General features: G+C 67.8%; 25 protein-coding genes and 1 pseudogene. 12 read left to right on the top strand and 14 right to left on the bottom strand.

Going from position 1 to position 23,874, the window contains the following annotated elements:
- Window positions 1-49 precede the first annotated feature (49 nt).
- From pbpG to urtA, 8 genes are all read right to left on the bottom strand, one after another.
- Complete coding sequence (gene pbpG, locus ACE3QP_RS03180) at window positions 50-1,042, bottom strand: D-alanyl-D-alanine endopeptidase (RefSeq protein ID WP_374433495.1); 993 nt, start codon at window positions 1,040-1,042, stop codon at window positions 50-52.
- 411 nt (window positions 1,043-1,453) lie between these two features.
- Entirely contained in the window at window positions 1,454-2,995 is a 1,542-nt protein-coding gene (locus ACE3QP_RS03185) for a 2-isopropylmalate synthase (protein WP_198111595.1), read from the bottom strand.
- A 178-nt stretch (window positions 2,996-3,173) separates the two neighbouring features.
- Entirely contained in the window at window positions 3,174-4,019 is an 846-nt protein-coding gene (gene pssA / locus ACE3QP_RS03190) for a CDP-diacylglycerol--serine O-phosphatidyltransferase (protein ID WP_374433497.1), read from the bottom strand.
- Between the two features lie 43 nt (window positions 4,020-4,062).
- Window positions 4,063-4,755 carry an urea ABC transporter ATP-binding subunit UrtE gene (gene urtE, locus ACE3QP_RS03195; RefSeq protein ID WP_374433696.1) on the bottom strand — a complete coding sequence of 231 codons (693 nt, stop codon included), beginning with the start codon at window positions 4,753-4,755 and terminating at the stop codon, window positions 4,063-4,065.
- A 4-nt stretch (window positions 4,756-4,759) separates the two neighbouring features.
- Window positions 4,760-5,593: an urea ABC transporter ATP-binding protein UrtD gene (gene urtD / locus ACE3QP_RS03200; RefSeq protein WP_374433499.1), complete on the bottom strand. Its 834-nt coding sequence runs from the start codon at window positions 5,591-5,593 to the stop codon at window positions 4,760-4,762.
- A complete protein-coding gene (gene urtC, locus ACE3QP_RS03205) occupies window positions 5,590-6,669 on the bottom strand; it encodes an urea ABC transporter permease subunit UrtC (RefSeq protein WP_374433501.1) in 1,080 nt (359 codons plus the stop codon). Before urtC ends, urtD begins: the two co-directional genes overlap by 4 nt.
- A gap of 79 nt (window positions 6,670-6,748) precedes the next feature.
- Entirely contained in the window at window positions 6,749-8,305 is a 1,557-nt protein-coding gene (urtB, locus tag ACE3QP_RS03210; RefSeq protein WP_374433503.1) for an urea ABC transporter permease subunit UrtB, read from the bottom strand.
- Between the two features lie 3 nt (window positions 8,306-8,308).
- Entirely contained in the window at window positions 8,309-9,568 is a 1,260-nt protein-coding gene (gene urtA, locus ACE3QP_RS03215) for an urea ABC transporter substrate-binding protein (RefSeq protein WP_374433505.1), read from the bottom strand.
- 231 nt (window positions 9,569-9,799) lie between these two features.
- On the opposite strand from urtA, the gene ACE3QP_RS03220 reads away from it, so the two are divergent.
- The 8 genes and pseudogenes from ACE3QP_RS03220 to ACE3QP_RS03255 all read left to right on the top strand — a co-directional run bounded on the left by ACE3QP_RS03220 (window position 9,800) and on the right by ACE3QP_RS03255 (window position 15,315).
- Window positions 9,800-10,102: an urease subunit gamma gene (locus ACE3QP_RS03220; RefSeq protein ID WP_374433507.1), complete on the top strand. Its 303-nt coding sequence runs from the start codon at window positions 9,800-9,802 to the stop codon at window positions 10,100-10,102.
- A gap of 6 nt (window positions 10,103-10,108) precedes the next feature.
- Window positions 10,109-10,675, top strand: a complete 567-nt coding sequence (locus tag ACE3QP_RS03225; RefSeq protein ID WP_374433509.1) for a HupE/UreJ family protein — start codon at window positions 10,109-10,111, stop codon at window positions 10,673-10,675.
- Entirely contained in the window at window positions 10,672-10,977 is a 306-nt protein-coding gene (locus ACE3QP_RS03230) for an urease subunit beta (protein ID WP_374433510.1), read from the top strand. The genes ACE3QP_RS03225 and ACE3QP_RS03230 overlap by 4 nt, the downstream gene beginning before the upstream one ends.
- Window positions 10,977-12,698 carry an urease subunit alpha gene (gene ureC / locus ACE3QP_RS03235; protein ID WP_374433513.1) on the top strand — a complete coding sequence of 574 codons (1,722 nt, stop codon included), beginning with the start codon at window positions 10,977-10,979 and terminating at the stop codon, window positions 12,696-12,698. Before ACE3QP_RS03230 ends, ureC begins: the two co-directional genes overlap by 1 nt.
- Window positions 12,699-13,190, top strand: a pseudogene (gene ureE / locus ACE3QP_RS03240) (urease accessory protein UreE); the annotation flags it as partial.
- On the top strand, window positions 13,183-13,842 hold the full coding sequence (locus tag ACE3QP_RS03245) for an urease accessory protein UreF (protein WP_374433515.1): 660 nt from the start codon (window positions 13,183-13,185) through the stop codon (window positions 13,840-13,842). The pseudogene ureE and the gene ACE3QP_RS03245, both read left to right, overlap by 8 nt.
- Window positions 13,839-14,489 carry an urease accessory protein UreG gene (ureG, locus tag ACE3QP_RS03250; RefSeq protein ID WP_374433518.1) on the top strand — a complete coding sequence of 217 codons (651 nt, stop codon included), beginning with the start codon at window positions 13,839-13,841 and terminating at the stop codon, window positions 14,487-14,489. The genes ACE3QP_RS03245 and ureG overlap by 4 nt, the downstream gene beginning before the upstream one ends.
- Window positions 14,479-15,315 (top strand): urease accessory protein UreD, encoded by an 837-nt coding sequence (locus ACE3QP_RS03255; RefSeq protein WP_374433520.1) that lies wholly within the window; start codon window positions 14,479-14,481, stop codon window positions 15,313-15,315. The genes ureG and ACE3QP_RS03255 overlap by 11 nt, the downstream gene beginning before the upstream one ends.
- Window positions 15,316-15,417: 102 nt before the next feature.
- Here ACE3QP_RS03255 and ilvC read toward each other — a convergent pair whose 3' ends face one another.
- Genes ilvC through ACE3QP_RS03270 form a run of 3 tightly spaced genes read right to left on the bottom strand, consistent with a single transcriptional unit; the run spans window position 15,418 to window position 18,722 of the window.
- The gene (gene ilvC / locus ACE3QP_RS03260; protein WP_374433522.1) at window positions 15,418-16,434 is read right to left on the bottom strand and encodes a ketol-acid reductoisomerase; all 1,017 of its coding nucleotides are present in this window, start codon (window positions 16,432-16,434) and stop codon (window positions 15,418-15,420) included.
- 31 nt (window positions 16,435-16,465) lie between these two features.
- Window positions 16,466-16,957 (bottom strand): acetolactate synthase small subunit, encoded by a 492-nt coding sequence (gene ilvN, locus ACE3QP_RS03265; protein WP_198111609.1) that lies wholly within the window; start codon window positions 16,955-16,957, stop codon window positions 16,466-16,468.
- A 1-nt stretch (window position 16,958) separates the two neighbouring features.
- The gene (locus ACE3QP_RS03270) at window positions 16,959-18,722 is read right to left on the bottom strand and encodes an acetolactate synthase 3 catalytic subunit (RefSeq protein WP_374433698.1); all 1,764 of its coding nucleotides are present in this window, start codon (window positions 18,720-18,722) and stop codon (window positions 16,959-16,961) included.
- A gap of 227 nt (window positions 18,723-18,949) precedes the next feature.
- On the opposite strand from ACE3QP_RS03270, the gene ACE3QP_RS03275 reads away from it, so the two are divergent.
- The 4 genes from ACE3QP_RS03275 to ACE3QP_RS03290 are packed head-to-tail and all read left to right on the top strand — an operon-like array spanning window position 18,950 to window position 21,112.
- Window positions 18,950-19,516, top strand: coding sequence for an RNA polymerase sigma factor (locus ACE3QP_RS03275; RefSeq protein WP_198111611.1), 567 nt, complete (start codon window positions 18,950-18,952; stop codon window positions 19,514-19,516).
- The gene (locus ACE3QP_RS03280; protein WP_374433524.1) at window positions 19,513-19,980 is read left to right on the top strand and encodes a DUF3619 family protein; all 468 of its coding nucleotides are present in this window, start codon (window positions 19,513-19,515) and stop codon (window positions 19,978-19,980) included. Before ACE3QP_RS03275 ends, ACE3QP_RS03280 begins: the two co-directional genes overlap by 4 nt.
- The gene (locus ACE3QP_RS03285) at window positions 19,977-20,597 is read left to right on the top strand and encodes a DUF3106 domain-containing protein (RefSeq protein WP_374433525.1); all 621 of its coding nucleotides are present in this window, start codon (window positions 19,977-19,979) and stop codon (window positions 20,595-20,597) included. Before ACE3QP_RS03280 ends, ACE3QP_RS03285 begins: the two co-directional genes overlap by 4 nt.
- On the top strand, window positions 20,594-21,112 hold the full coding sequence (locus ACE3QP_RS03290) for an RDD family protein (protein WP_374433527.1): 519 nt from the start codon (window positions 20,594-20,596) through the stop codon (window positions 21,110-21,112). Before ACE3QP_RS03285 ends, ACE3QP_RS03290 begins: the two co-directional genes overlap by 4 nt.
- Here the strand turns inward: ACE3QP_RS03290 and ACE3QP_RS03295 are convergent, their stop codons facing one another.
- From ACE3QP_RS03295 to ppa, 3 genes are all read right to left on the bottom strand, one after another.
- Window positions 21,113-21,451: a P-II family nitrogen regulator gene (locus ACE3QP_RS03295; RefSeq protein WP_198111615.1), complete on the bottom strand. Its 339-nt coding sequence runs from the start codon at window positions 21,449-21,451 to the stop codon at window positions 21,113-21,115. It lies immediately after the preceding gene.
- A gap of 27 nt (window positions 21,452-21,478) precedes the next feature.
- A complete protein-coding gene (locus ACE3QP_RS03300) occupies window positions 21,479-23,155 on the bottom strand; it encodes an NAD+ synthase (RefSeq protein ID WP_374433529.1) in 1,677 nt (558 codons plus the stop codon).
- A gap of 70 nt (window positions 23,156-23,225) precedes the next feature.
- Window positions 23,226-23,768 carry an inorganic diphosphatase gene (gene ppa / locus ACE3QP_RS03305; protein ID WP_198111617.1) on the bottom strand — a complete coding sequence of 181 codons (543 nt, stop codon included), beginning with the start codon at window positions 23,766-23,768 and terminating at the stop codon, window positions 23,226-23,228.
- Window positions 23,769-23,874 lie beyond the last annotated feature (106 nt).

Below are 23,874 nucleotides of genomic sequence, written 5' to 3' on the forward strand. Positions count from 1 at the left end.
CTCGGCAGGCTGAAACAGCCCGCGGGGCTGTTTCAGTCCGGTCTCGCCCTCAGGACCCTGCTCGGTCGCTGCTCAGCCACTTCCTGACCCGCTCGGCATCGCCGATCCGGCTGTACTTGCCGGCAGAGTCAAGGAACACCATGATCAGTTTGCGACCCGCCAGCTCGGCCTGCATCACCAGGCAGCGGCCGGCCTCGGCGATGTAACCGGTCTTCTGCAGACCGATGTCCCAGCTGCGGCTGCGCACCAGGCCATTGGTGGTGTGGAAGGCCATGTCGCGCCGCCCCACACGCACGCGGTGCTCAGCGGTGGTGGAAAGCTCGCGCAGCAGCGGCACCTCATAAGCCACCTTGACCAGACGGGCCAGATCGCTGGCGCTGCTCTGGTTGGAGCTGCTGAGACCGGTCGGCTCCACATAGCGGGTGTCACGCATGCCCAGTTGCCGAGCCTTGGCGTTCATGGCCTCGACCGCGGCGGCCAGCCCACCGGGGTAGTGGCGCCCCAGCGCATTGGCGGCCCGGTTCTCGCTCGACATCAGCGCCAGGTGCAGCATCTCGCCGCGCGTCAGCTGCGTGCCCACGGCCAGGCGCGAACCGGTGTGCTTCTCGGTGTCGATGTCTTCGTTGCTGATGGTCAGCACTTCATCCAGCGGCTGCTGGGCTTCCAGCACCACCAGGGCGGTCATCAGCTTGGTGATCGAGGCGATCGGCAGCACCGCGCCCTCGTTCTTGGCCAGCAGCACCTCATTGGTTTCCTGGTCCAGCACCAGGGCCACATTGGACTTCAGCGCGAGCGGCGAGGGGCTCTCTTCCAGCCCGAGCTGCTGCCCGAAACTGGGCCGGGCCGGCGCCACCACTGCGACCACACGGCGCTTGGGCGCCTGCACCGCCGCCTTGCGTGGACTCTTGGCCTTGCTCTTGCGGACCTGCTGGCGCTCGGCCTTCTGGGTCTTATTGGTGGCGGCGTCGGCCGTCTGCACACCCAGGCCCGCGTCCGCCACGCTCAGAACCAGACTCAAGCACAACAGGCCCAGCAAACGCATCGACAGCACTCCAGCAAAGGGGAGTCGAGTGTAACGGTCGGTCTTGCGAGCTTTCAACATCAAAGACTTAGGGGGAAGTCTTGAGATGGGGTCGAAAGTTGCGGTTTGTCACGTGTTGGGGGTGGGGTGGATGGGCGGCCGGGGATTTGTCTTTTGAATGGCTGTCTTCTTTGACTTCCACCGCGCCCCAGCCAGGCCCCGCACGACTGAGTGCGGACATGAACAGCCCAATGGGCTGTTCATGTCTCACGAAGGCCGAGGCCTCTGGCCTCGGCGGGGCCTGTCCTTCGATCGGCGTCGGACAGCCCTCCGGGCTGTCCTCGGTCCGATCTCCCCCAGCCAGTCCCCGCACGACGGGGCCTGTCCTTCGGCCGGGGTCGGACGGTCCTCAGGACCGTCCTCGCACCGGCCTCAGCCCTGTGCCAGCAGCTTTTCGCCTTTGGCGCGGAGCTTGTTCAGGGCATTCAAGTAGGCCTTGGCCGAGGCCACGATGATGTCCGGGTCGGCGCCCACCGCGTTCACCACGCGACCGCCCAATTGCAGACGCATGCTCACCTCGCCCTGGCTCTCGGAGCTGCCGCTGGAGATGGCATTGACGCTGAATAGAAGCAACTCCGCACCGCTCTGCAACTGCGACTCGATGGCGCGCACGCAGGCGTCCACAGGCCCATTGCCTTCGCTCTCGGCGCGGTACTCGGTGCCGCCGGCCTCGAACACCACTGCCGCGCGCGGGCGCTCGCCCATCTCGGAGTTCTGCTTCAGGGCCAGCAGCTTGTAATGATCCGGCTCGTGGTCGGCCTGCTCTTCCATCACCAGGGCCAGGATGTCCTCGTCAAACACCTCGGCCTTGCGGTCGGCCAGCACCTTGAAGCGCTGGAAGGCTTCGTTCAGCTCGGCCTCGCTTTCCAGCGTGATGCCGAGTTGCTCCAGGCGCTGCTTGAAGGCGTTGCGGCCGCTGAGCTTGCCCAGCACGATCTTGTTGGCCGCCCAGCCCACGTCTTCGGCGCGCATGATCTCGTACGTGTCGCGGGCCTTGAGCACGCCATCCTGGTGGATGCCCGAGGCATGGGCAAAGGCGTTGGCGCCCACCACGGCCTTGTTGGGTTGCACGACGAAGCCGGTGGTCTGACTGACCAGCCGCGAGGCGGCGACGATCTGGCTGGCATCGATGCCCACTTCCAGGCCGAAGTGGTCGCGGCGGGTCTTGACCGCCATCACCACCTCTTCGAGCGAGCAGTTGCCGGCGCGCTCGCCCAGGCCGTTGATGGTGCACTCGATCTGGCGCGCGCCGCCGATCTTCACGCCGGCGAGCGAGTTGGCCACGGCCATGCCGAGGTCGTTGTGGCAGTGCACGCTCCAGATCGCGCGGTCCGAGTTGGGCACCCGGCGGCGCAGGTTGGCGATGAACTCGCCGTACAGCTCCGGAATGGCGTAGCCGACGGTATCGGGGATATTGATGGTGCCCGCGCCTTCCTCGATCACCGCTTCAATGACGCGACAGAGGAAGTCCGGGTCGCTGCGGTAGCCATCCTCAGGCGAGAACTCGACGTCGTCGCAATGCTGGCGCGCGAAGCGCACGGCCAGGCGCGCCTGCTCCAGCACCTGCTCACGCGTCATGCGCAGCTTCTTCTCCATGTGGAGTTCGCTGGTGGCGATGAAGGTGTGGATGCGCGCGGCGTTGGCGCCCTTGAGCGCCTCGGCGGCACGGCTCAGATCGCGATCGTTGGCGCGCGCCAGCGAGCAGATGCGGCTGTCCTTGATGGCGTCGGCGATGGCCTTCACGGCCTCGAAGTCGCCCGGGCTGGCGGCCGCGAAGCCGGCTTCGATGACGTCGACCCGCAGTCGCTCCAACTGGCGCGCGATGCGCAGCTTCTCGTCCTTGGTCATCGAGGCGCCGGGCGACTGCTCGCCATCGCGCAAGGTGGTGTCAAAGATGATCAGGCGGTCGGCCATTTGGTGCTCCAGAGTCGGAAAAACAAAACGGCCCGCGCAGCTTGGACTGGGCGGGCCGTGGAGGGGGTCAGCACAAGGCTGGACGCGTCAACGCACCCGAGAGGCCTCCGGTAGTAGGGCAAGAGTGCGGGCGAACGTCATGGGGCGAATGTAGCAGCGGCAACCGGAACACGCTTCGTCAACCGTGCAGGCCTGCTTCGTCGGGCTCGTCGGTCGAGGTGGCGATGAGGCTGGCGTGCCGCCCCTTCCATTTGCGACGCGCGTACTCGGCATAGCCGGACACGCTGTAGCAGCAAAACAGCGCGAACAGGGCGATGGGCGGGTGGCTGGAGACCAACGCGATCAGCAGCACCAGGGCCACCAGCAGGGCAAACGGCACCGAGCGCTTGAGGCTGAAATCCTTGAAGCTGTAGAAGGGCGCGTTGGTCACCATGGTGAGGCCGGCGTACAGCGTGATGCCCACCATGGCCAGGCTCAGCCAGGGATGGGCCTCCAGGGTCCAGCCGGCATCCACCGCCAGCCAAATGGAGCCGGCCACCAGGGCCGCGGCGGCCGGGCTGGGCAGGCCCTGGAAGAAGCGCTTATCAATGACGCCGATGTTGGTGTTGAAGCGCGCCAGGCGCAGGGCCGCGCAGGCACAGTAGACGAAGGCGGCAATCCAACCCAGCTTGCCCAGGTCCTTCAGCGCCCACTCGTAGGCCACCAGGGCTGGCGCGGCGCCGAAACTGACCATGTCCGAGAGGCTGTCCATCTGCTCGCCGAAGGCGGATTGGGTGCCTGTCATGCGCGCCACGCGGCCGTCCAGGCTGTCCAACACCATGGCACAGAAGATGCCGATGGCAGCGTTCTCGAAGCGCCCGTTCATGGCCATGACGATGGCGTAGAAGCCCCCGAACAGGGCCGCCAGGGTGAACAGATTGGGCAGCACGTACAGGCCCTTGCGGGGCTTGCGCTGGGGTGCCGGCTGCTCGTCCAGGTCGGAGTCCTGGAAGTCGGAGGGGATGTCGCTGGGGTTGGGGCTCATTGGGCGCGACTGTACCCAGCCCGCCCAGGGCTTCCTAGCGCCCTCACAAGGCGAGCCGTTCGCGCACGCCGTCCGCCGCCATGTCGGCGCCACGGCCCTGCCCCACCAGCTGACCCCGCTGCATCAGCAGGTACTGGTCGGCCAACTCGGCGGCGAAGTCGTAGAACTGCTCGACCAGCAGCACCGCCAGGCCACGTTCATGGGCCAGGTGGCGGATGACGCGGCCGATGTCCTTGATGACGCTGGGCTGGATGCCTTCGGTGGGTTCGTCCAGCAGGAGCACACGCGGGCCGCCGGCCAGCGCGCGGGCGATGGCCAGTTGCTGCTGCTGCCCCCCGCTGAGGTCCCCACCGCGCCGGCCCAGCATCTGCTGCAGCACCGGGAACAGGGTGAAGAGCTCCGGCGGCAGCGAGCTGCCGGCCGGGCGCGGGGCCAGGCCCATCAGCAGGTTCTCGCGCACCGTCAGGCGGTTGAAGATCTCGCGGCCCTGCGGCACGAAGCCCAGGCCGGCACGCACCCGCCGGTGGGTCTGCAGCGCGTTCAGCTCCTGCCCGTCCAGCAGCAGTTGGCCCTGACTGGCGGGCACCAGGCCCATCAGGGTCTTGAGCAGCGTGGTCTTGCCCACCCCGTTGCGACCGAGCAGCACGGTCACCTCACCGGCGCGCAGCCCAAAGTCCAGCCCGCGCAGGATGTGCGAGCCGCCGTAGTGCTGGTGCAGGCCCTGCACCTGCAGCAAGGAATCAGCGGCCAAGGTACACCTCGATCACCTGCTCGTTGGCCTGTACATCGTCCATGCGACCTTCGGCCAGCACACGGCCCTCGTGCAGCACGGTCACCTGACCCTCGGCGCCGGCCAGCTCACCTACGAAGGCCATGTCGTGCTCCACCACCAGCAGGGTGTGGCGCCCGGCCAGGCGGCGGAACAGCTCGGCGGTGCGCGCGGTTTCTTCGTCCGTCATGCCGGCCACGGGTTCGTCCAGCAGCAGCAGCCGGGGGTCCTGTGCGAGCAGCATGCCGATCTCCAGCCATTGCTTTTGCCCGTGGCTCAGCAGGCCGGCCACGCGGTCGGCCTCGCTCCAGAGGTGCACCTCCTGCAGCAGCTCGTCCAGGCGGTCGCGCTGGGCGGCGCTCAGGCGGGCGCGCAGGGCCTGGCGCACGCGCCGGTCGCCGGCCAGGGCCAGTTCCAGGTTCTGCTGCACCGTCAGGGCTTCGAACACGGTGGGCTTCTGGAACTTGCGGCCGATGCCGGCCCGGGCGATTTCGGTTTCGCTCATGCGGCGCAGGTCCAGGTTGGAGCCGAAGAAGAGCCGGCCGCTGTCGGGACGCGTCTTGCCGGTGAGGCAGTCCATCAGCGTGGTCTTGCCCGCGCCATTGGGGCCGATGACGCAGCGCAGCTCACCCAGGCCCAGCGTGAGAGACAACCCACCCAGTGCCTGAAAGCCATCAAACGCAACGCGCAAGTCCTCGACATAGAGCGCCACGCCCTGGTTGAACACCGGCTCGCCGCGCGCCAGCACCTGGGCCTGCAGGCGGGCGCGGGCTTGGGCGCCGGCTTCCATCAGGTCGGGCGTCATGGGCGCTCCTTGCGATTGATCAGGCCGATCAGGCCGCGCGGAAGGAACAAGGTGACGGCAATGAACAGCCCGCCCAGCACAAACAGCCAGGCTTCGGGCAGCCAGGCGGTGAACACCGATTTGCCGCCGTTCACAAAGAAGGCGCCCAGGATGGGGCCGATCAAGGTGCCGCGCCCGCCCACGGCCGCCCAAATTGCCATCTCGATGCTGGCGGCCGGGCTCATCTCGCTCGGGTTGATGATGCCGACCTGGGGCACGTACAGCACCCCGGCTAGCGCACACATCGTGGCGGAGAGCACCCAGATGCTGAGCTTGTAGGCCACCGGGTCGTAGCCGCAGAAGCGCAGCCGGCTCTCGGCGTCGCGCACCGCCAGCAGCAGGCGGCCGTAGCGGCCCTGCGTGAGCCAACGCGCCAGCAGGTAGCAGCCCAGAAGCGCCAGGCCCGAGGCCAAACACAGCGCCAGCTTCACCGTGGGCAGCTGCAGATTGAGGCCGGCCAGGCGCTTGAAGTCGGTGAAGCCGTTGTTGCCGCCAAAGCCCGTTTCATTGCGGAAGAACAGCAGCATGGCGGCCACCGTCAGGGCCTGGGTGATGATGGAAAAGTAGACCCCCTGGATGCGGCTGCGAAAGGCAAACCAGCCGAACACCGCCGCCAGCGCGGCGGGGATGGCCAGGGCAAGGAACAGTTGCGCCAGCAGCGAATCGCTCAGCGCCCAATGCCAGGGCAGTTCTTGCCAGTTCAGGAAGACCATGAAGTCGGGCAACTCGCTGCCGTACTGGCCCTCGCGGCCGATCTGGCGCATCAGGTACATGCCCATGCCGTAGCCGCCGAGCGCGAAGAACAGGCCATGGCCAAGCGAGAGGATGCCGGTGAAGCCCCAGATCAGGTCGATGGCCAAGGCGCAGATGGCATAGCAGGCGAACTTGCCCAGCAGACCGACGTAAAACTCCGACAGGTGCAGCGGGTGCCCGGCCGGCAAGGCCAGGTGCAGCAGCGGCACGCCGAGCAGCCACACGGCGGCCAGGGCCGCCAGCACGGCCCAGCCGCGCGGGGAAAGCAGACGCCGCGTGCTCACTGGACGACCCTCCGTTCACTTCGTGAACGCCCCCCCGAAGGAGGAACGCACTCCCTTCGGAGCGGCCGTGCGGGAGTGCTCATGCGTCCACGCTCCGGCCCTTGATTGCGAACAGACCCTGCGGGCGCTTCTGGATGACAAGGATGAGCAGCAGCAGCAGGCCGATCTTGGCCAGCACCGCGCCCTGCCAGCCTTCCAGCAGCTTGGCCAGCACGCCCAGGCCCAGGCCGGCGTACACCGTGCCGGCCAGTTGCCCCACGCCGCCCAGCACCACCACCATGAAGGCGTCCACGATCGTGCTCTGCCCCAGGTCCGGCCCCACATTGCCGACCTGGCTGAGCGCGCAGCCGGCCAGGCCGGCCAGGCCGGAGCCGAGCGCGAAGGCCAGGGTGTCCACCCGCGCCGTGTCCACGCCCACGCAGGCGGCCATGCGGCGGTTCTGCGTCACGCCGCGCACCAGCAGGCCCAGGCGCGTGCGGGTGAGCAGCAGGGCCACGCCCAGCAGCACCAGCGCCGCCAGCCCGATGATGGCCAGGCGGTTCCACGGCAGGGTGAAGTTGGGCAGCAGGGCCCAGCCGCCACTCAGAACGCCCGGGTTCTCCACCGCCACGTTCTGCGCGCCAAAGAGGCTGCGCACCGTCTGCATCAGGATCAGGCTCAGGCCCCAGGTAGCCAGCAGGGATTCGAGCGGCCGGCCGTACAAGTGGCGGATCACCAGCCGCTCCATCAGCACGCCCACCGCGGCCGCGGCCAGGAAGCTGGCCGGCAGCGCCAGCAGCAGATAGGCATCAAAAGCGCCCGGCGGCAGCCAGGCGCGGAATGCCTGCTGCACGCCCCAGGTGGCATAGGCGCCAATCATCAAGAGCTCGCCATGGGCCATGTTGATGACGCCCATCAGCCCGTAGGTGATGGCCAGGCCCAGCGCGGCCAGCAGCAGGATGGAGCCCAGGCTCAGGCCGCTGAAGAGCAGCTGCGCGCGCTCCCCCCAGGCCAGGCGCTCGGCCACCGCCTGGGCGGCCTGCTGCAGGGCACGGCGCACCGTGGGGTCGGTCTCGGCGGCCAGACGCTCCAGCAGCTGGGCACGCGTGCCGGGGTCGGCCGCCTGGGCCAGAGCCTGGGCGGCGCGCTGGCGCTGCGCGGGCTCGGGAGCCGAGAGCCGCGCCGCCGCCAGCAGGCGGTCCAGGCGCTGCTGCAAGGCCGGCAGGGTTTCGGCCGCGCGGGCGCGCTCCAGCAGAGGCAGGCGGGCGGGGTCGGGCTGGTCAGCCAGCACCTGCAGGGCTTGGGCACGGCGCTCCGGCTCAGGGGCCAGCAGGTCCAGGGCGGCAAGTGCGCTTTCGAACTCGCGCCGCAGGCGGTTGTTCAGCATCGGCTCCTCGCCCTCGGCGGCCGGCGGCTCGCCCGGTGCCGCCACGCGCACCTGATCCCCCTGGATGCGCACCCGCCCGTCCAACAGCGCCTGCAGGTAGGCGCCCAGGCGGCGGTCGCCCGCCAGCAAGGCCTGGTTGAGCGCGGCGACGCGCGCGTCGCCCTCGCCCTGCGCCAGCTGCAGCTGCAGCGCCGGGCTCAGCGCCCGCGCCGGGCTGGCGCCCCCCAGCAGCGCCAGCAGCAGCAAAAAGACCCGCCAGCCCGCGCGCATGGCTTACTTCTTCTCGGGCTCGTTCTTCTTGCCCTTGTTCTCGGGGATGTAGTCGCTCCACGGGTCGGCCTGCACCGGCCCCGGGGTCTTCCACACCACGCTGAACTGGCCATCCGCCTTGACCTCGCCGATGAACACCGACTTGTGCAGGTGGTGGTTCTTCTCGTCCATCTTGGAGGTGATGCCCGAGGGTGCGGTGAAGGTCTGGCCGGCCATGGCAGTGATGACCTTGTCGGTCTCGGTGCTCTTGGCCTTGGCCACGGCCTGCGCCCACATGTGCACGCCGATGTAGGTGGCCTCCATGGGGTCGTTGGTCAGCGGCTTGTCCTTGTGGCCGGGGATGTTCTTGGCCTTGGCGTAGTCCGCCCACTTCTTGGTGAAGGCCTCGTTGGCGGGGTTCTTCAGGCTCATGAAGTAGTTCCAGGCGGCCAGGTGGCCCACCAGGGGCTTGGTGTCCACGCCGCGCAGCTCTTCCTCGCCCACGCTGAAGGCCACTACCGGCACATCCGTGGCCTTCAGGCCCTGGTTGCCCAGCTCCTTGTAGAAGGGCACGTTGGAGTCGCCATTGATGGTGGAGACCACCGCGGTCTTCTTGCCCTCGGCGGCGAACTTCTTGATCTTGGCGATGATGGATTGGTAATCGCTGTGGCCGAAGGGGGTGTACTCCTCCAGGATGTCGGCCTCGCCGATGCCCTTGGTCTTGAGGAAGGCGCGCAGGATCTTGTTGGTGGTGCGCGGGTACACGTAGTCGGTGCCCAGCAGCACGAAGCGCTTGGCCCCGCCACCGTCCTTGCTCATCAGGTACTCCACCGCGGGAATGGCCTGCTGGTTGGGAGCGGCGCCGGTGTAGAAGACGTTTTTGCTGAGTTCCTCGCCCTCGTACTGCACCGGGTAGAAGAGCAGCGAGTTGGTGCTCTCGAACACCGGCAGCACCGACTTGCGGCTCACCGAGGTCCAGCAGCCGAACACCACGGCCACCTTGTCCTGGCTGATGAGTTGCTTGGCCTTCTCGGCAAACAGCGGCCAGTTGGAGGCCGGGTCCACCACCACCGGTTCGAGCTTCTTGCCCAGCACACCGCCCTTGGCATTGATCTCGTCGATCGCCATCAGCACGGTGTCCTTGAGCACCGTCTCGGAGATGGCCATGGTGCCGGAAAGGGAGTGCAGCACGCCCACCTTGATGGTGTCAGCCGCCCAGACGGGAACGGCGAACAGGCTGGCAGCGGCAAGGCTGATGGATCGCAGGGCAGAACGGCGCAGCATCGGAACTCCTTGGGGTGGATGAGGGGGAAGGCTCCTGCTGCACTGCAGCAAGGGCTGTGCCACCCCAATCCGCAGCACCCATGCGCCGCGCTGGTGCAAGGCCGCCCCAAGCTGGCGCCATGCCCGCATGCGCGGCGCGCCAACTCGGCGCAGAAGCGGTGGCCACGCGCCGAAATGGGGCTGGCCCAAAGCTTGCAAAAAGCCAGGCATTGCTTCCCCTGCCCCGCCCCCATGGACCTGACCCCGCGTGAAAAGGACAAGCTGCTCGTGTTCACCGCCGCCTTGCTGGCCGAGCGGCGGCGCGCACGCGGCCTGCGCCTGAACTACCCCGAGGCCGTGGCCTTCATCAGCGCCGCCATCCTGGAGGGCGCACGCGACGGCCAGACCGTGGCCCAGCTGATGAGCAGTGGCCGCACGGTGCTCAGCCGCGCCGAGGTGATGGAGGGCGTGCCCGAGATGCTCACCGAGATCCAGATCGAAGCCAGCTTTCCCGACGGCACCAAGCTCGTCACCGTGCACCAACCCATTGCCTGAGGCCTCATGCGCACCGTCTTGCTCCTGCTTCTTCTTGTCGGCCAAAACGCTTTCGCTCACAGCGGCGACCATGGCCTGAGCGGCTTCAGCGCGGGCTTCAGCCACCCGCTGAGCGGCGCCGACCACCTGGCTGCGATGCTGGCAGTAGGCCTGTGGGGTGCACTCACCTACCGCCGCCCCGCCGAGGCCCTGCGTGGCCCGCTGGTGTTTGCTGCCGCCCTGCTGCTGGGCGCGCTGGCCGTGGCCTGGGCGGGCTGGCTGCCACCCGGCGTGGAGCCGGGTATTGCCGTCTCGCTGCTGGGCCTGGGCCTGCTGGTGGCCTGGCGCGTGCCACTGCCGCAGCCGGTGGCGCTGGCCCTCATCGCCGTATTTGCCTGGATGCATGGCGCCGCCCATGGCAGCGAGCTGCAGGGCCTGGCCGCGCTGCTGGGCATGCTGGCCGGCACCGTGCTGCTGCACGGCCTGGGCCTGGCAGCCGGCGCCCTGCTGCGGCCCATGGCGGCGCGCTGGGCCGAGGGCCTGGGCGCTGGCTTGATGACCTTCGGCGCCCTGCGCCTCACGGGGGTGCTGTGATTCCCGGCGAACTGCTGACGGAAGAGGGCGAGCTGGTGCTGAACCCCGGCCGGCGCACGCTCACGCTGCGCGTGGCCAACACCGGCCTGCGGCCCATCCAGGTGGGTTCGCACTACCACTTCGCGGAAACCAATGCCGCGCTGGAATTCGACCGCGCCAGCGCGCGCGGCATGCGCCTGAACATCTGCAGCGGCACCGCGGTGCGCTTCGAGCCCGGCCAGGTGCGCACTGTGGAGCTGGTGGACTACGCGGGCGAGCGCGCCGTCTGGGGCTTTCGCGGCCTGGTGAACGGAGCGCTGTAATGGCCACCCTGCCCCGCCGCGCCTATGCCGAGATGCTCGGCCCCACCGTGGGCGACCGCCTGCGTCTGGCCGACACCGCACTGCTGATCGAGATCGAGCAGGACCTGACCCTGCGCGCCGGCGGCTACGGCGAAGAAGTGAAGTTCGGCGGCGGCAAGACCGTGCGCGACGGCATGGGCCAGAGCCAGCGCCCGAACGGACCCGGCCCCGCGGACGCGGTGGACACGGTGATCACCAATGTGGTGATCGTGGACCACTGGGGCATCGTCAAGGCCGACATCGGCCTGCGCGGCTGCCGCATCGCCGCCATCGGCAAGGCGGGTAACCCGGACGTGCAGCCCGGCGTGGACATCGTCATCGGCCCCGGCACCGAGATCATTGCGGGCGAAGGCATGATCGTCACGCCCGGCGCGGTGGACACGCACATCCACTTCATCTGCCCGCAGCAGATCGAGGAGGCCTTGGCCTCAGGCGTGACAACGATGATCGGCGGGGGCACCGGCCCGGCCACCGGCACGCTGGCCACCACCTGCACCCCCGGCCCCCAGCACCTGGCCACCATGCTGAAGGCGGCCGAGGCCTTCCCGATGAACCTGGGCTTCTTCGGCAAGGGCAATGCCAGCCGGCCCGAGGCGCTGCGCCAGCAGATCGAGGCCGGTGCCATCGGCCTGAAGCTGCACGAGGACTGGGGCAGCACGCCGGCGGCCATTGATTGCTGCCTGGGCGTGGCCGAGGAGACCGACACCCAGGTCGCCATCCACACCGACACCCTGAACGAAAGCGGCTGCGTGGAAGACAGTGTGGCCGCCTTCAAGGGCCGCACCATCCACAGCTTCCACACCGAAGGGGCCGGCGGCGGGCACGCGCCGGACATCATGAAGGTGGTGGGCGAAGCCAACGTGCTGCCCTCTTCCACCAACCCCACGCGCCCGTTCACCGTGAACACCCTGGACGAGCACCTGGACATGCTGATGGTCTGCCACCACCTGGATGCCGGCATCGCCGAGGACCTGGCCTTTGCCGAAAGCCGCATCCGCCGCGAAACCATCGCTGCCGAGGACATCCTGCACGACCTCGGCGCCATCAGCATGTTCAGCTCGGACAGCCAGGCCATGGGCCGCGTGGGCGAGGTGCTGATCCGCTGCTGGCAGACCGCGCACAAGATGAAACTGCAGCGCGGGCCACTGCCTGGCGACAGCGAACGACACGACAACGCCCGCGTCAAGCGCTACATCGCCAAGCTCGGCATCAACGGCGCGCTCACGCATGGCGTGGCGCATGAGGTGGGCTCGATCGAGGTGGGGAAGTGGGCCGATCTGGTGCTGTGGAAGCCGGCCTTCTTTGGCGTCAAGCCCAGCCTGGTGCTCAAGGGCGGCTTCATCGCCATGGCGGCGATGGGCGACGCCAACGCCAGCATCCCGACGCCGCAGCCGGTGCATATGCGGCCGATGTTTGGCAGCTTCGGCGGCGCGCTCAGCCAGGGTGCGCTGACCTTCGTGTCGCAGGCCGGCCTGGGCACCGCGCAAGCCTTGAACCTGCGCAAGACGCTCAGCCCCGTGCGCGGCTGCCGCAGCGTGAAGAAGGCGGACATGGTGCACAACAGCTACACGCCGACGATGGAGATCGACGCCCAGAGCTACGAGGTGCGGGCCGATGGCGTGCTCCTGACCTGCGAACCCGCCCACGAGCTGCCGATGGCGCAGCGCTACTTCCTGTTCTGAATGCGGCACTTCATCAAACACCTGCCCGCCGGCCAGGGCTTGGCCGCTGCCCTGCGCAAGCGCCTGCCCACGCTGACCCTGGACTGGGACCTGCGGCAGAAGAGCCGCTTCGCCGCTCAGGACGATGCTGGCGAAGAACTGGCCGTGCTGCTGCCGCGCGGCACCGTGCTGCGCGGCGGCGATGTGCTGGTGGCCGAAGACGGTGCCCTGCTGCGCGTGCAGGCCGCACCCCAGCCCGTGCTGCAGGTGCGCCACTGCACCCAGCACGGCTCGCCCTTTGACCTGCTGCGCGCCGCCTACCACCTGGGCAACCGCCATGTGCCGCTGGAGCTTCAGCCCGAGCTGCTGCAGTTGGAGCCCGACCCCGTGCTGGCGCAGATGCTGCGCGCCCAGCACCTGCTCGTGAACGAGGCCCTGGCCCCGTTCGAGCCGGAGGGCGGTGCATATGGCGCGCACGCGCATACCCACTCCCATGCCCACCCCCATGAGCACTGAACTGCTGCAACTGCTCTGGCTGGCCAGCCCCACCCTGCCGGTGGGCGCCTTCAGCTACTCCGAAGGCCTGGAGGCCGCCGTCGAGGCCGGCGAGGTATTCGATGAAGCCAGCACCGCCCGCTGGCTGCTGAACCAGCTGGAGCTGGTGCAGACCCGCGCCGAACTGCCGCTGATGGCCCAGGCCTGGCTGGCCAGCGCAGCGGGCGATGCCGAGGGCCTGCAGCGCTGCAACGACTGGGTGCTGCAAACGCGCGAATCCGCCGAACTGCTGGCGCAGTGCCAGCAAATGGGCCGCAGCCTGCTGGCCTGGGCCCAGGGCCAGGGCATTGACTGCACGCTGCTCCAAACCTTGCAGCCGCCCAGCTGGCCGGTGGTGTTTGCGGTGGTAGGCCAGCAGCGCGGCGCAGCCCTGCCCGGCCTGCTGCATGCGGCCGCCTTTGCCTGGGCCGAGAACTTGGTGATGGCAGCCGTGCGCGGCGTGCCCCTCGGCCAAAGCGCCGGCCAGCGCCTGCTGGCGCGCCTGGTGGCCGCTATCCCCACCGCCGTGGCCGATGCCCTGGCCGCACCCGAGCCTATCGCCTTCAGCCCCGGCCTGGGCCTGCTCAGCGCCCGCCACGAAACCCAGTACTCCCGCCTGTTTCGCTCATGAACACACCCCTGCACGCCCTCCCCGGCCGCACCAAGAAGCTGCCCCCCTTGCGCGTCGGCGTGGGCGGGCCAGTAGGCTCTGGTAAGACCACCCTGGTCGAGATGCTCTGCAAGGCCATGCGCACGCAGTACGACCTCGTCGTCGTCACCAACGACATCTACACCAAGGAGGATCAGCGCCTGCTCACCGTGGCCGGCGCGCTGGAGCCCGAGCGCATCGTCGGCGTCGAGACCGGCGGCTGCCCGCACACCGCCATCCGCGAAGACTGCTCGATCAACCTCGAGGCCGTGGACCGCATGCTGGAGAAGTTCCCCAACGCGGACATCGTCTTCATCGAGAGCGGCGGTGACAACCTCGCCGCCACCTTCAGCCCGGAGCTGAGCGACCTGACGATCTATGTGATTGACGTGGCCGCCGGCGAAAAGATTCCGCGCAAGGGAGGCCCCGGCATCACCAAGAGCGACCTGTTCGTCATCAACAAGACCGATCTGGCACCGCACGTTGGGGCCGACCTGGACGTGATGAAGGCCGACACCGCCCGCATGCGCCCCACCAAACCCTGGGTGACGACCAACCTCAAGACCCAGGCCGGCCTGGCCGAGGTGATCCGCTTCATCGAGCAAAAGGGCCTGCTGCTTGCAGCGTGATCCCGGCATCCGCTGGCCCGCCCGGCTGGCCCTGCAGGCCCGCCGCGAGGATGCAGGCACCGTGGTGTACAGCGAACACCACGGGCCGCTGCGCCTGCTCAAGACGCTCTACCCCGAGGGGCCGGCTACCGCCCATGCCGTGCTGGTACACCCGCCCGGCGGTCTGGTGGGGGGCGACCGGCTTGACATCGAGCTCGACGTCGAAGCCGGGGCCCACCTGCTGGTGACGACACCCGCCGCAACACGTTTCTATCGCTCGGCCACGCTGGAGGCGACCCAGCAGCTCAGCGCCCGCGTGGCAGCCGGCGGCCGGCTGGAATGGCTGCCGCAGGAGACCCTGGCCTACCGCGGCTGCCGGGCGCGCAACCAGGTGCACATCCACCTCCAGGGCGAGCTGCTGGCGAGCGAACTGCTGGTGCTGGGCCTAGGCGCCGCCGGACAGCCCTTCGATGAGGGCGAGTTGCTGCAAGAGTTGCACATCGAAGGCCTGTGGCGTGACCGTGGCTGGATCCGTGCCCAGGACCGCGCGCTGCTGGACGGCCCCTGCGGCCTGGCGGGTCTGCCCGTGCTGGGCACGCTGGTGCTGGCCCAGGCGCAGGCCTGGAGCGGCCCCCAGGCCGAGGCGCTGCTGGAGCGCAGCCGCGCCCTGCTGGAGGCACAGCCCATCCGGGCAGCCGTCACCTTGCTGCACGGCCGCCTGCTGCTGCTGCGCGTGCTGGCCGCCGAGCTGGAGCCTGCCACCCAGTTGATGCGCGCCCTGCGCGGCCTGTGGCGCGAACAGGCCTGGGGGCAGCCGCCCAGCGAGCCGCGCATCTGGCGCACCTGATGAGCGGACGAAAAAAAGCCCCTGGGCCTTAGGACCCAGGGGTTCGGGGATGCGCTGTGTTGGCGCTCTTTTCTTGCGGCCCTGTGGCAGCGGCCTTCCAGCTCAGTTCTTGCTCTTGTCCACCATCTTGTTGGCCTTGATCCAAGGCATCATGTCGCGCAGCTTTTCGCCCACGATTTCGATCGGGTGCTCGGCCATCAGGCGGCGGCGGCTGATCAGGGTCGGCGCGCCGGCCTGGTTTTCCAGGATGAAGCTCTTGGCGTACTCGCCGGTCTGGATGCGACGCAGCGCTTCCTTCATGGCAGCCTTGCTCTGGGCGGTGATGACCTCGGGGCCCGTCACGTACTCACCGTACTCGGCGTTGTTCGAGATCGAGTAGTTCATGTTGGCGATGCCGCCTTCATAGATCAGGTCCACGATCAGCTTGAGCTCGTGCAGGCACTCGAAATAGGCCATCTCGGGCGCATAGCCGGCCTCGGTCAGGGTCTCGAAACCGGCCTTGATCAGCTCCACAGCGCCGCCACACAGCACGGCCTGCTCGCCGAACAGATCGGTCTCGGTCTCTTCACGGAAGCTGGTTTCGATGATGCCGGCCTTGCCGCCGCCGTTGGCCGCGGCGTAGCTCAGGGCCAGGTCGCGGGCACGGCCGGTGGCATCGGCGTGCACGGCGATCAGGTGCGGCACGCCACCGCCACGCTTGTAGGTGTCACGCACCGTGTGGCCCGGGGCCTTGGGGGCCACCATCCAGACATCCAGATCCGCGCGCGGCTGCACCTGGCCGTAGTGCACGTTGAAGCCGTGCGCGAAGGCCAGCGAGGCGCCCTTCTTGATGTTGGGCTCGATGTCCTTGCGGTACACGGAAGCGATCTGCTCATCGGGCAGCAGCACCATCACCACGTCGGCAGCCTTCACGGCTTCGCCCACCTCGGCCACCTTCAGGCCAGCGCCCTCAGCCTTGCCCCAGCTCGGGCCGCCGCGGCGCACGCCCACGGTCACGTTGACGCCACTCTCGTGCAGGTTCAGCGCGTGGGCATGGCCTTGCGAGCCATAGCCAATGATGGCGACTTGCTTGCCCTTGATGAGGGAGAGGTCGGCGTCCTTGTCGTAATACACATTCATTTCAGTTCTCCAGTTCGGGGGCAGGCAAGGTTCAGACACGCAACACGCGGTCGCCGCGGCCGATGCCGCTGGCGCCGGTGCGCACGGTTTCAAGAATGGCGGTGCGGTCCACCGCCTCAAGGAAGGCATCGAGCTTGGTGCCGTCGCCGGTCAGCTCGATGGTGTAGGTCTTCTCGGTCACATCGACGATGCGGCCACGGAAGATGTCGGCGGTGCGCTTGAGCTCTTCGCGCTCCTTGCCCACGGCGCGCAGCTTCACCAGCATCAGCTCGCGCTCGATGAACTGGGCTTCGGTGAGATCGACCACCTTCACGACCTCGATCAGGCGGTTCAGGTGCTTGGTGATCTGCTCCAGCACCTCGTCCGAACCGGTGGTGGTGATGGTCATGCGCGAGAGGGACGGGTCCTCGGTCGGCGCGACGGACAGCGACTCGATGTTGTAGCCACGGGCGGAGAACAGGGCGACCACGCGCGACAGCGCGCCGGCTTCGTTCTCGATCAGGACGGCAATGATGTGCTTCATATCAGAGGTCCTCCGAGCCCAGCAGCATCTCGGTGATGCCCTTGCCCGCCTGCACCATCGGCCAGACGTTTTCGCTCGGGTCGGTGCGCACGTCCAGGAAGACGGTGCGGTCCTTCAAGCGGATCGCCTCCTTCAGCGCGTCTTCCACTTCGCTCGGGTGATTGACCTGGATGCCGACGTGGCCGTAAGCCTCGGCCAGCTTCACGAAGTCAGGCAGCGCGTCCATGTAGGAATGGCTGTAGCGGCCGCCGTAGTCCAGCTGCTGCCACTGGCGCACCATGCCCAGGTAGCGGTTGTTCAGGCTGATGATCTTGACCGGCGTGCGGTACTGCTGGCAGGTGCTCAGCTCCTGGATGCACATCTGGATCGAGCCCTCGCCGGTGATGCAGAACACGTCTGAATCCGGCTTGGCCAGCTTGATGCCCATCGCATAGGGAAGGCCCACGCCCATGGTGCCCAGGCCGCCGCTGTTGATCCAACGGCGCGGCTCGTCGAACTTGTAGAACTGCGCGGCCCACATCTGGTGCTGGCCCACATCCGAGGTGATGTAGGTGTCACGCTCGCGGGTCAGCTCCCAGAGCTTTTCCACCACGGACTGCGGTTTGATCAAGGTGTCGCTGGCCTTGTAGGACAGGCACTCCTTGCCGCGCCAGTCCTTGATCTGCCGCCACCAGGCATTGAGCTTGTCGGCATCGGGGCGCTCGCGCGCTTCCTTGATCTGGCTGATCAGCTCCTGCAGCACTTCCTTGACGTCGCCCACGATGGGGATGTCCACCTTGACGCGCTTGGAGATCGACGAGGGGTCGATGTCAATGTGAATGATCTTGCGCTGCACCTGCGCGAAGTGCTTGGGGTTGCCGATCACGCGGTCATCGAAGCGGGCGCCCACGGCCAGCAGCACGTCGCAGTGCTGCATGGTCATGTTGGCTTCGTAGGTGCCGTGCATGCCCAGCATGCCCAGGAAGCGCGGGTCCGTGCCCGGCATCGCGCCCAGACCCATCAGGGTGTTGGTGGTGGGGAAGCCCAGCAGGTCCACCAGCTGGCGCAGCTCGGCCGTGGCCTCGCCGAGGATCACGCCGCCGCCGGTGTAGATGTAGGGGCGCTCGGCCGCCAGCAGCAGCTGCACCGCCTTGCGGATCTGGCCGGGGTGGCCCTTCTTGACCGGCTGGTAGCTGCGCATGTGCAGCGTCTGCGGGTACTCGAAGGCGGTCTTGTGCAGGGACACGTCCTTCGGGATGTCCACCACCACCGGACCGGGTCGACCGGTGCGGGCGATGTGGAAGGCCTTCTTCATCGTCAGCGCCAGATCCTTGACGTCCTTGACGAGGAAGTTGTGCTTGACCACCGGGCGCGTGATGCCCACGGTGTCGCATTCCTGGAAGGCATCCAGGCCGATGGCGGCGGTCGGCACCTGGCCGGTCACGATCACCATCGGGATCGAGTCCATGTAGGCGGTGGCGATGCCGGTGATCGCGTTCGTCACGCCAGGGCCGGAGGTCACCAGGGCGACGCCGACCTCACCGGTGGCACGGGCATAGCCGTCAGCCGCATGGATAGCCGCCTGCTCGTGGCGCACCAGCACATGCTGAATCGTTTGTTGCTTGTACAGAGCGTCATAGATGTAGAGCACGGCACCGCCGGGATAGCCCCACAAATACTTCACGCCCTCTTCCTGAAGGCAGCGCACCATGATCTCGGCGCCGTTCAGGTCTTCATTCGGGTTTTGGCCGGCGGCCGGCGCACCCGTGCGCGCCATCGCTTCCATTGCGGTCATCGCAACCTCCTGCGTCTTCTGGCAAGAAAACTCATCGGTCCCCCTCCTCGCGTCCTTATGAGACGGGCTCGGGCTCTCTTGGCATCCGGCCTCTGGGGGCCGAAAGTGCTTTCATTATGCGCAGTCAGATCGGGCTTGAAACCCAGACTGACTTCTCCAAACACGAAGGCAAAAGCGCGTCGATAATCCGCGACCTTTTTTGCGCACGGCTGATCGCCTTGGCTACGGATTCCGAACTCAACGACTTTCTGCGCTCGGTCGAGCGGCGGGCGTTCAAGCGCACGGCCTACATGGTGCGTGACAACGACGCTGCGCTCGACATCGTGCAGGACGCCATGATCCGCCTGGCCCAGCACTACGCGCACCGCCCCGCCGAGGAGCTGCCGCTGCTGTTCCAGCGCATCCTCTCCAACGCCACGATGGACTGGTTCCGCCGCCAGAAGGTGCGCAATGCGGTGCTGGTCAATCTGTCGGATTTCGAGGGCGACGACGCCGACGACAGCTTCAATCTGCTCGAAGCCATCGACGGCGGCGACGGCGCCCTGGGCGCCCTCAGCGCTGCAGATGAGGTGGAGAAGGCGCAAATATTCGCGCTGATCACCGAAGAAGTACAAAAACTCCCGGCGCGTCAACGCGAGGCATTCATGCTGCGTTACTGGGAGGAATTTGATGTAGCCGAAACCGCCAGCGCCATGGGGTGCTCCGAGGGCAGCGTGAAAACGCATTGTTCGCGGGCCGTGCATGCGCTGGCCAAGGCCTTGACTGCCCGGGGATTGCAACGATGAAGCCGAACCAGACGATGACCGACGACGCCGTGGATCAGGCCGGCCGCGCTTTGGCGCAATCCCTGAAGGCCGAGGCCGAACAGCTGCCGCCGGAGATCCAGGCTCGCCTGGAAGGCGCGCGTGCCCAGGCGCTGGCCGCGGCACGCGCCGCACGCGAGGCCTCGGCCGTGCAAGCCGACGCATCCGGCCAGGCCGTCCTGGCTGGCGGCCCTGGTGGGCGCAAGCGCTTCGGCGCCGCTTGGCTGCCGGCTCTGGTGCTGGTGCTCGGCCTGGTGGCGCTGGCCCAGGGGCAGTGGTTCCAGCAGGTGTTGGGCATCAGCGAGGTCGATACCGAGCTGCTGAAGGACCAACTGCCGCCCAATGCCTACGGAGATCCGGGTTTCAACGAATACCTGGACGAGGACGCGCAGAAGTCCGACAAAGAAGCGCGCCCCGAAGACGATCAGAAGGACGAAGGCGCATGACGATGCGGGGGGCGTTTGCTGGCTTGGCGCTGACGGGACTGCTCGCTCAGCCCCTGGTCATGGCGCAGGAGTTGCCTGCGCCCGCCCCCTTGCTGGCCGTCGCCCGCCCGTGGAGCTCGCTCAACGCACCGCAGCGCGAAGCATTGCGTCCGCTGGCCGGGCAGTGGTCCGAGCTGGATGCCACAACCCAGGAAAAATGGCTCAAGGTGGCAGCGCGCTACCCAAATCTGGCCGCCGACGAACAACAGCGCCTGCAGCTGCGCATGGCCGAGTGGTCGCGCTTGAGCCCGCAGGAGCGCTTGCGCGCTCGAATCGGCTGGCAGGACGCCAAGCGGGTCACCGCCGCTGAGCGTCAAGCCAAGTGGGAGCGCTATCAGGCCCTGCCCCAAGAGGAACGTCAGGCCCTGCAGGAACGTGCCGCACAGCGTCGTGCACCGGCCCCGCAGAAGCCCGCCACGCCCCTGCTGGTGCAAGCCGGCCCCGGCGTCAGCACCGTGCCGCTGACCCAACTGGCCGCCAAGCCGGCTGTGCCGCGCAAGCGGCCGCTCCAGGTTTCCGGGCTGGATCCGGTGACCCTGCTGCCCAAGGCGCCTGCGCGCGCAGCCAGCGCGCCGTGAGCCCGGCTCCGATCACCCCGGCGCCCAGCCTGCGGCGCCGCCTGGCCTGTCTGTTCTACGAAAGCTTTCTGGTCTTCGGCCTGCTGATGGTGGCCGGCTTTGCGCATTACGCGCTGACGCGCCGCAGCTTCGAGCCCGGCCAGGCCACAGGCGCCAGCCTGGTGTTCCTGGGGGTGCTGGCGGTGTACTTCAGCTGGTGCTGGTCGCGCGGCGAGACCTTGGCCATGAAGACCTGGTACATCGGCGTGCGCGATGCACGCAGCGGCCGCCCGCCTGCCTGGCCCCAGGCCCTGAAGCGCTTCGCATGGTCCTGGCTGATGTTCCTGCCGGCGCTGGCGGTCTCACACCTGCTGGCCTTGGAGTCGCAGCGGCGCTGGATCTACATCGCCCTGCTGATCAATCTGCTGGTCTATGCCTTGAGCAGCCGTTGGCTGCCCGGCCGCCAGTACCTGCACGACCGACTGGCGGGCACCGAGTTGGTGGACCTGCGCCAGCCGCCGGGCGTCAAAGCCTGATCAGATCGCCGCGTCGTCGGTTTCGCCGGTGCGGATGCGCACCACCTGCTCGATCGGAGTGACGAAGATCTTGCCATCGCCAATCTTGCCGGTCTTGGCGGCGCGCAGGATGCCGTCGATGCAGCGCTCGACGTCCTCGTCCTTGACCACCACCTCGACCTTGATCTTGGGCAGGAAGTCGACCACGTATTCGGCGCCCCGGTAGAGCTCGGTATGGCCCTTCTGGCGGCCGAACCCCTTGACCTCGGTCACCGTCAGGCCGGAAACGCCCAGCTCGGCCAGGGCCTCGCGAACCTCGTCGAGCTTGAAGGGTTTGATGACGGCGGTGATCTGCTTCATGGTGGGGTCTCCTGGGGTTCGGATGATTTAAGCACGGAAGCGATTGGTGATCGGGTAGCGCCAGTCGCGGCCGAAGCTGCGGTGCGTGATGCGGATGCCAATCGGGGCCTGGCGGCGCTTGTACTCATTGAGCTTGATCAGGCGCGTCACGCGCTCCACCGCCGCCGCGTCGAAGCCTTCGGCCAGCAGTTGCTCCACCGAGGCGTCTTCTTCCATGTAGCACGCGAGGATGGCGTCCAACACGGCATAAGGCGGCAGGCTGTCTTCGTCCTTCTGGTCCGGCCGGAGTTCGGCCGAGGGCGGGCGTTCGATGATGCGCTCGGGGATCACCGGACCGACCGAGCCATCGGCACGCCGGCTGGGCTGGCGGTTCTTCCAGCGCGCCAGCTCGAACACCAGGGTCTTGGCGACGTCCTTGATGACGGCGAAGCCCCCGGCCATGTCGCCGTACAGCGTGCAGTAGCCGGTCGCCATCTCGCTCTTGTTGCCCGTGGTCAGCACCAGGCTGCCGAACTTGTTGGAGAGCGCCATCAGCAGGGTGCCGCGGATGCGGGCCTGCAGGTTTTCCTCGGTCGTGTCGGCCGTGCGGCCGACGAACTGCGGCTGCAGCGCGGTATTGAACTGCTCGAACAGCGGCGCAATGGCGATCTCGTCGTAGCGCACACCCAGACGTTCGGCCATGTCGCGCGCGTCGATCCAGGAGATGTCAGCGGTGTAGGGCGAGGGCATCATCACCGCGCGCACCCGCTCGGCCCCAAGGGCGTCGACGGCAATGGCCAGCACCAAGGCTGAATCAATACCGCCGGACAGGCCGATCACCACGCCAGGGAAGCCGTTCTTGCCGATGTAGTCGCGCACGCCGGTCACCAGCGCTTGCCAGACCTGCGCAAGCGGCTCGGGCAAGGCAGCCAGCGCGCCGCGCGGTTGCGGGTCCAAATCCACCAGCAGCAGTGCTTCTTCAACGAATGGCGCACGCGCCTGCACCTGGCCGGCGCCGTCAACGGCGAAGGACGCGCCGTCGAACACCACCTCATCCTGCCCGCCACACAGATGCGCGTAGAGCAGCGGCAGCCCGAGCCGGCGCGCGGTGTCGCCCATGCGCGCCTCGCGTTCGGCCGTCTTGCCCATGTGGAAAGGCGAGGCATTGATGACGGCCAGCACCTCCGCCCCAGCGGCCTTGGCCGCCTCGGCGGGCTCGTCGAACCACGCGTCCTCGCAGATCAGCAGACCAATGCGCCGGCCAGCCACCTCGAACACCAGGGGCGCCAGCCCGGCTTCGCGGCCGCTGCAGAAGTAGCGGCGCTCATCGAACACCTGGTAATTCGGCAGCTCGCGCTTGGCATAGCGGCCCAGCAGCTGGCCGTCACGCAGCACGGCCGCCGCGTTGAGCGCGGGCGCCTGCTGCTGCGAGCGGCCGCGGGCCACACCCTCGCGCGCCATCGGCAGGCCCACCACCACGGTGAGCCCGGGCAAGGCGGCCAGCTCGGTGGCCAGGCTATGCAGCTGCGTCTCGCAGGCCGCCAGAAAGGCCGGACGCAGCAGCAGGTCCTCGGGCGGGTAGCCGCACAGCGCCAGCTCGGGCGTCAGCAGCAGCTGTGCGCCCTGTGCATGGGCCTGCTGCGCGGCGGCCAGGATGCGTGCGGCATTGCCGGCCAGATCACCCACGGTGACGTTGATCTGACCCAGCGCGACGCGAAGGCTCATGGTGCTCGAACTCCAAAGGTGCCAAATAAGAAAAGGCGGCCGAAGCCGCCTTGCCATCATGCCTGGAGGATCAGGCCTTCTTCTGCTTGGCCGCCCAGGCCGCCATGCCTTCGCGGATCTCGGCGACGGCGCCTTCCGGGCCTTCCCAGCCCTGCACCTTGACCCACTTGCCCTCTTCGAGGTCCTTGTAGTGCTCGAAGAAGTGCTGGATGGCCTTGAGGCGCATCGGGTTCAGGTCCTCGTGGGTCTTCCACTGCGAGTAGATCGGCAGGATCTTGGTGGTCGGTACCGCCAGCAGCTTGCTGTCACCACCGGCCTCGTCTTCCATCTTCAGGATGCCCAATGGGCGGCAGGTCACCACCACGCCCGGGATCAACGGCACCGGGGTGATCACCAGCACGTCCACCGGGTCGCCATCGGCGGCCAGGGTCTGCGGGATGTAGCCGTAGTTGCACGGGTAGTGCATCGACGTGCCCATGAAGCGGTCCACGAACAGCGCACCGCTGTCCTCGTCGACTTCGTACTTGATCGGGTCGCCATTCATCGGGATTTCGATGATGACGTTGAACTCTTCGGGCGCCTTGGCGCCGGGCGTGACGTTGTGCAGGCTCATGGTGGGCTTCTCAAGGGGAAACCCGGATTCTAGGCAAGGGCCCCGAGGGCAAGCGCTGGGGGAGCAAACCCGAACTTCGCTGGTTATTACGCAGCCTTCGCGCAAG

The sequence above is a fragment of the Inhella sp. genome, from assembly GCF_041912635.1.
In the GTDB taxonomy this organism is placed as follows: Bacteria; Pseudomonadota; Gammaproteobacteria; order Burkholderiales; family Burkholderiaceae_C; genus Inhella.

Coding starts and splice junctions, on each gene's coding strand:
- ACE3QP_RS03295 (WP_198111615.1), bottom strand. CDS start 21,451: ATGAAGCAGATCACCGCCGTCATCAAACCCTTCAAGCTCGACGAGGTT.
- ACE3QP_RS03245 (WP_374433515.1), top strand. CDS start 13,183: ATGAGCACTGAACTGCTGCAACTGCTCTGGCTGGCCAGCCCCACCCTG.
- ACE3QP_RS03270 (WP_374433698.1), bottom strand. CDS start 18,722: ATGGAAGCGATGGCGCGCACGGGTGCGCCGGCCGCCGGCCAAAACCCG.
- ureC (WP_374433513.1), top strand. CDS start 10,977: ATGGCCACCCTGCCCCGCCGCGCCTATGCCGAGATGCTCGGCCCCACC.
- ACE3QP_RS03225 (WP_374433509.1), top strand. CDS start 10,109: ATGCGCACCGTCTTGCTCCTGCTTCTTCTTGTCGGCCAAAACGCTTTC.
- ACE3QP_RS03285 (WP_374433525.1), top strand. CDS start 19,977: ATGACGATGCGGGGGGCGTTTGCTGGCTTGGCGCTGACGGGACTGCTC.
- ACE3QP_RS03300 (WP_374433529.1), bottom strand. CDS start 23,155: ATGAGCCTTCGCGTCGCGCTGGGTCAGATCAACGTCACCGTGGGTGAT.
- ureG (WP_374433518.1), top strand. CDS start 13,839: ATGAACACACCCCTGCACGCCCTCCCCGGCCGCACCAAGAAGCTGCCC.
- ppa (WP_198111617.1), bottom strand. CDS start 23,768: ATGAGCCTGCACAACGTCACGCCCGGCGCCAAGGCGCCCGAAGAGTTC.
- urtD (WP_374433499.1), bottom strand. CDS start 5,593: ATGACGCCCGACCTGATGGAAGCCGGCGCCCAAGCCCGCGCCCGCCTG.
- pssA (WP_374433497.1), bottom strand. CDS start 4,019: ATGAGCCCCAACCCCAGCGACATCCCCTCCGACTTCCAGGACTCCGAC.
- ACE3QP_RS03220 (WP_374433507.1), top strand. CDS start 9,800: ATGGACCTGACCCCGCGTGAAAAGGACAAGCTGCTCGTGTTCACCGCC.
- pbpG (WP_374433495.1), bottom strand. CDS start 1,042: ATGCGTTTGCTGGGCCTGTTGTGCTTGAGTCTGGTTCTGAGCGTGGCG.
- urtB (WP_374433503.1), bottom strand. CDS start 8,305: ATGCGCGCGGGCTGGCGGGTCTTTTTGCTGCTGCTGGCGCTGCTGGGG.
- ilvC (WP_374433522.1), bottom strand. CDS start 16,434: ATGAATGTGTATTACGACAAGGACGCCGACCTCTCCCTCATCAAGGGC.
- ilvN (WP_198111609.1), bottom strand. CDS start 16,957: ATGAAGCACATCATTGCCGTCCTGATCGAGAACGAAGCCGGCGCGCTG.
- ACE3QP_RS03280 (WP_374433524.1), top strand. CDS start 19,513: ATGAAGCCGAACCAGACGATGACCGACGACGCCGTGGATCAGGCCGGC.
- ACE3QP_RS03185 (WP_198111595.1), bottom strand. CDS start 2,995: ATGGCCGACCGCCTGATCATCTTTGACACCACCTTGCGCGATGGCGAG.
- urtA (WP_374433505.1), bottom strand. CDS start 9,568: ATGCTGCGCCGTTCTGCCCTGCGATCCATCAGCCTTGCCGCTGCCAGC.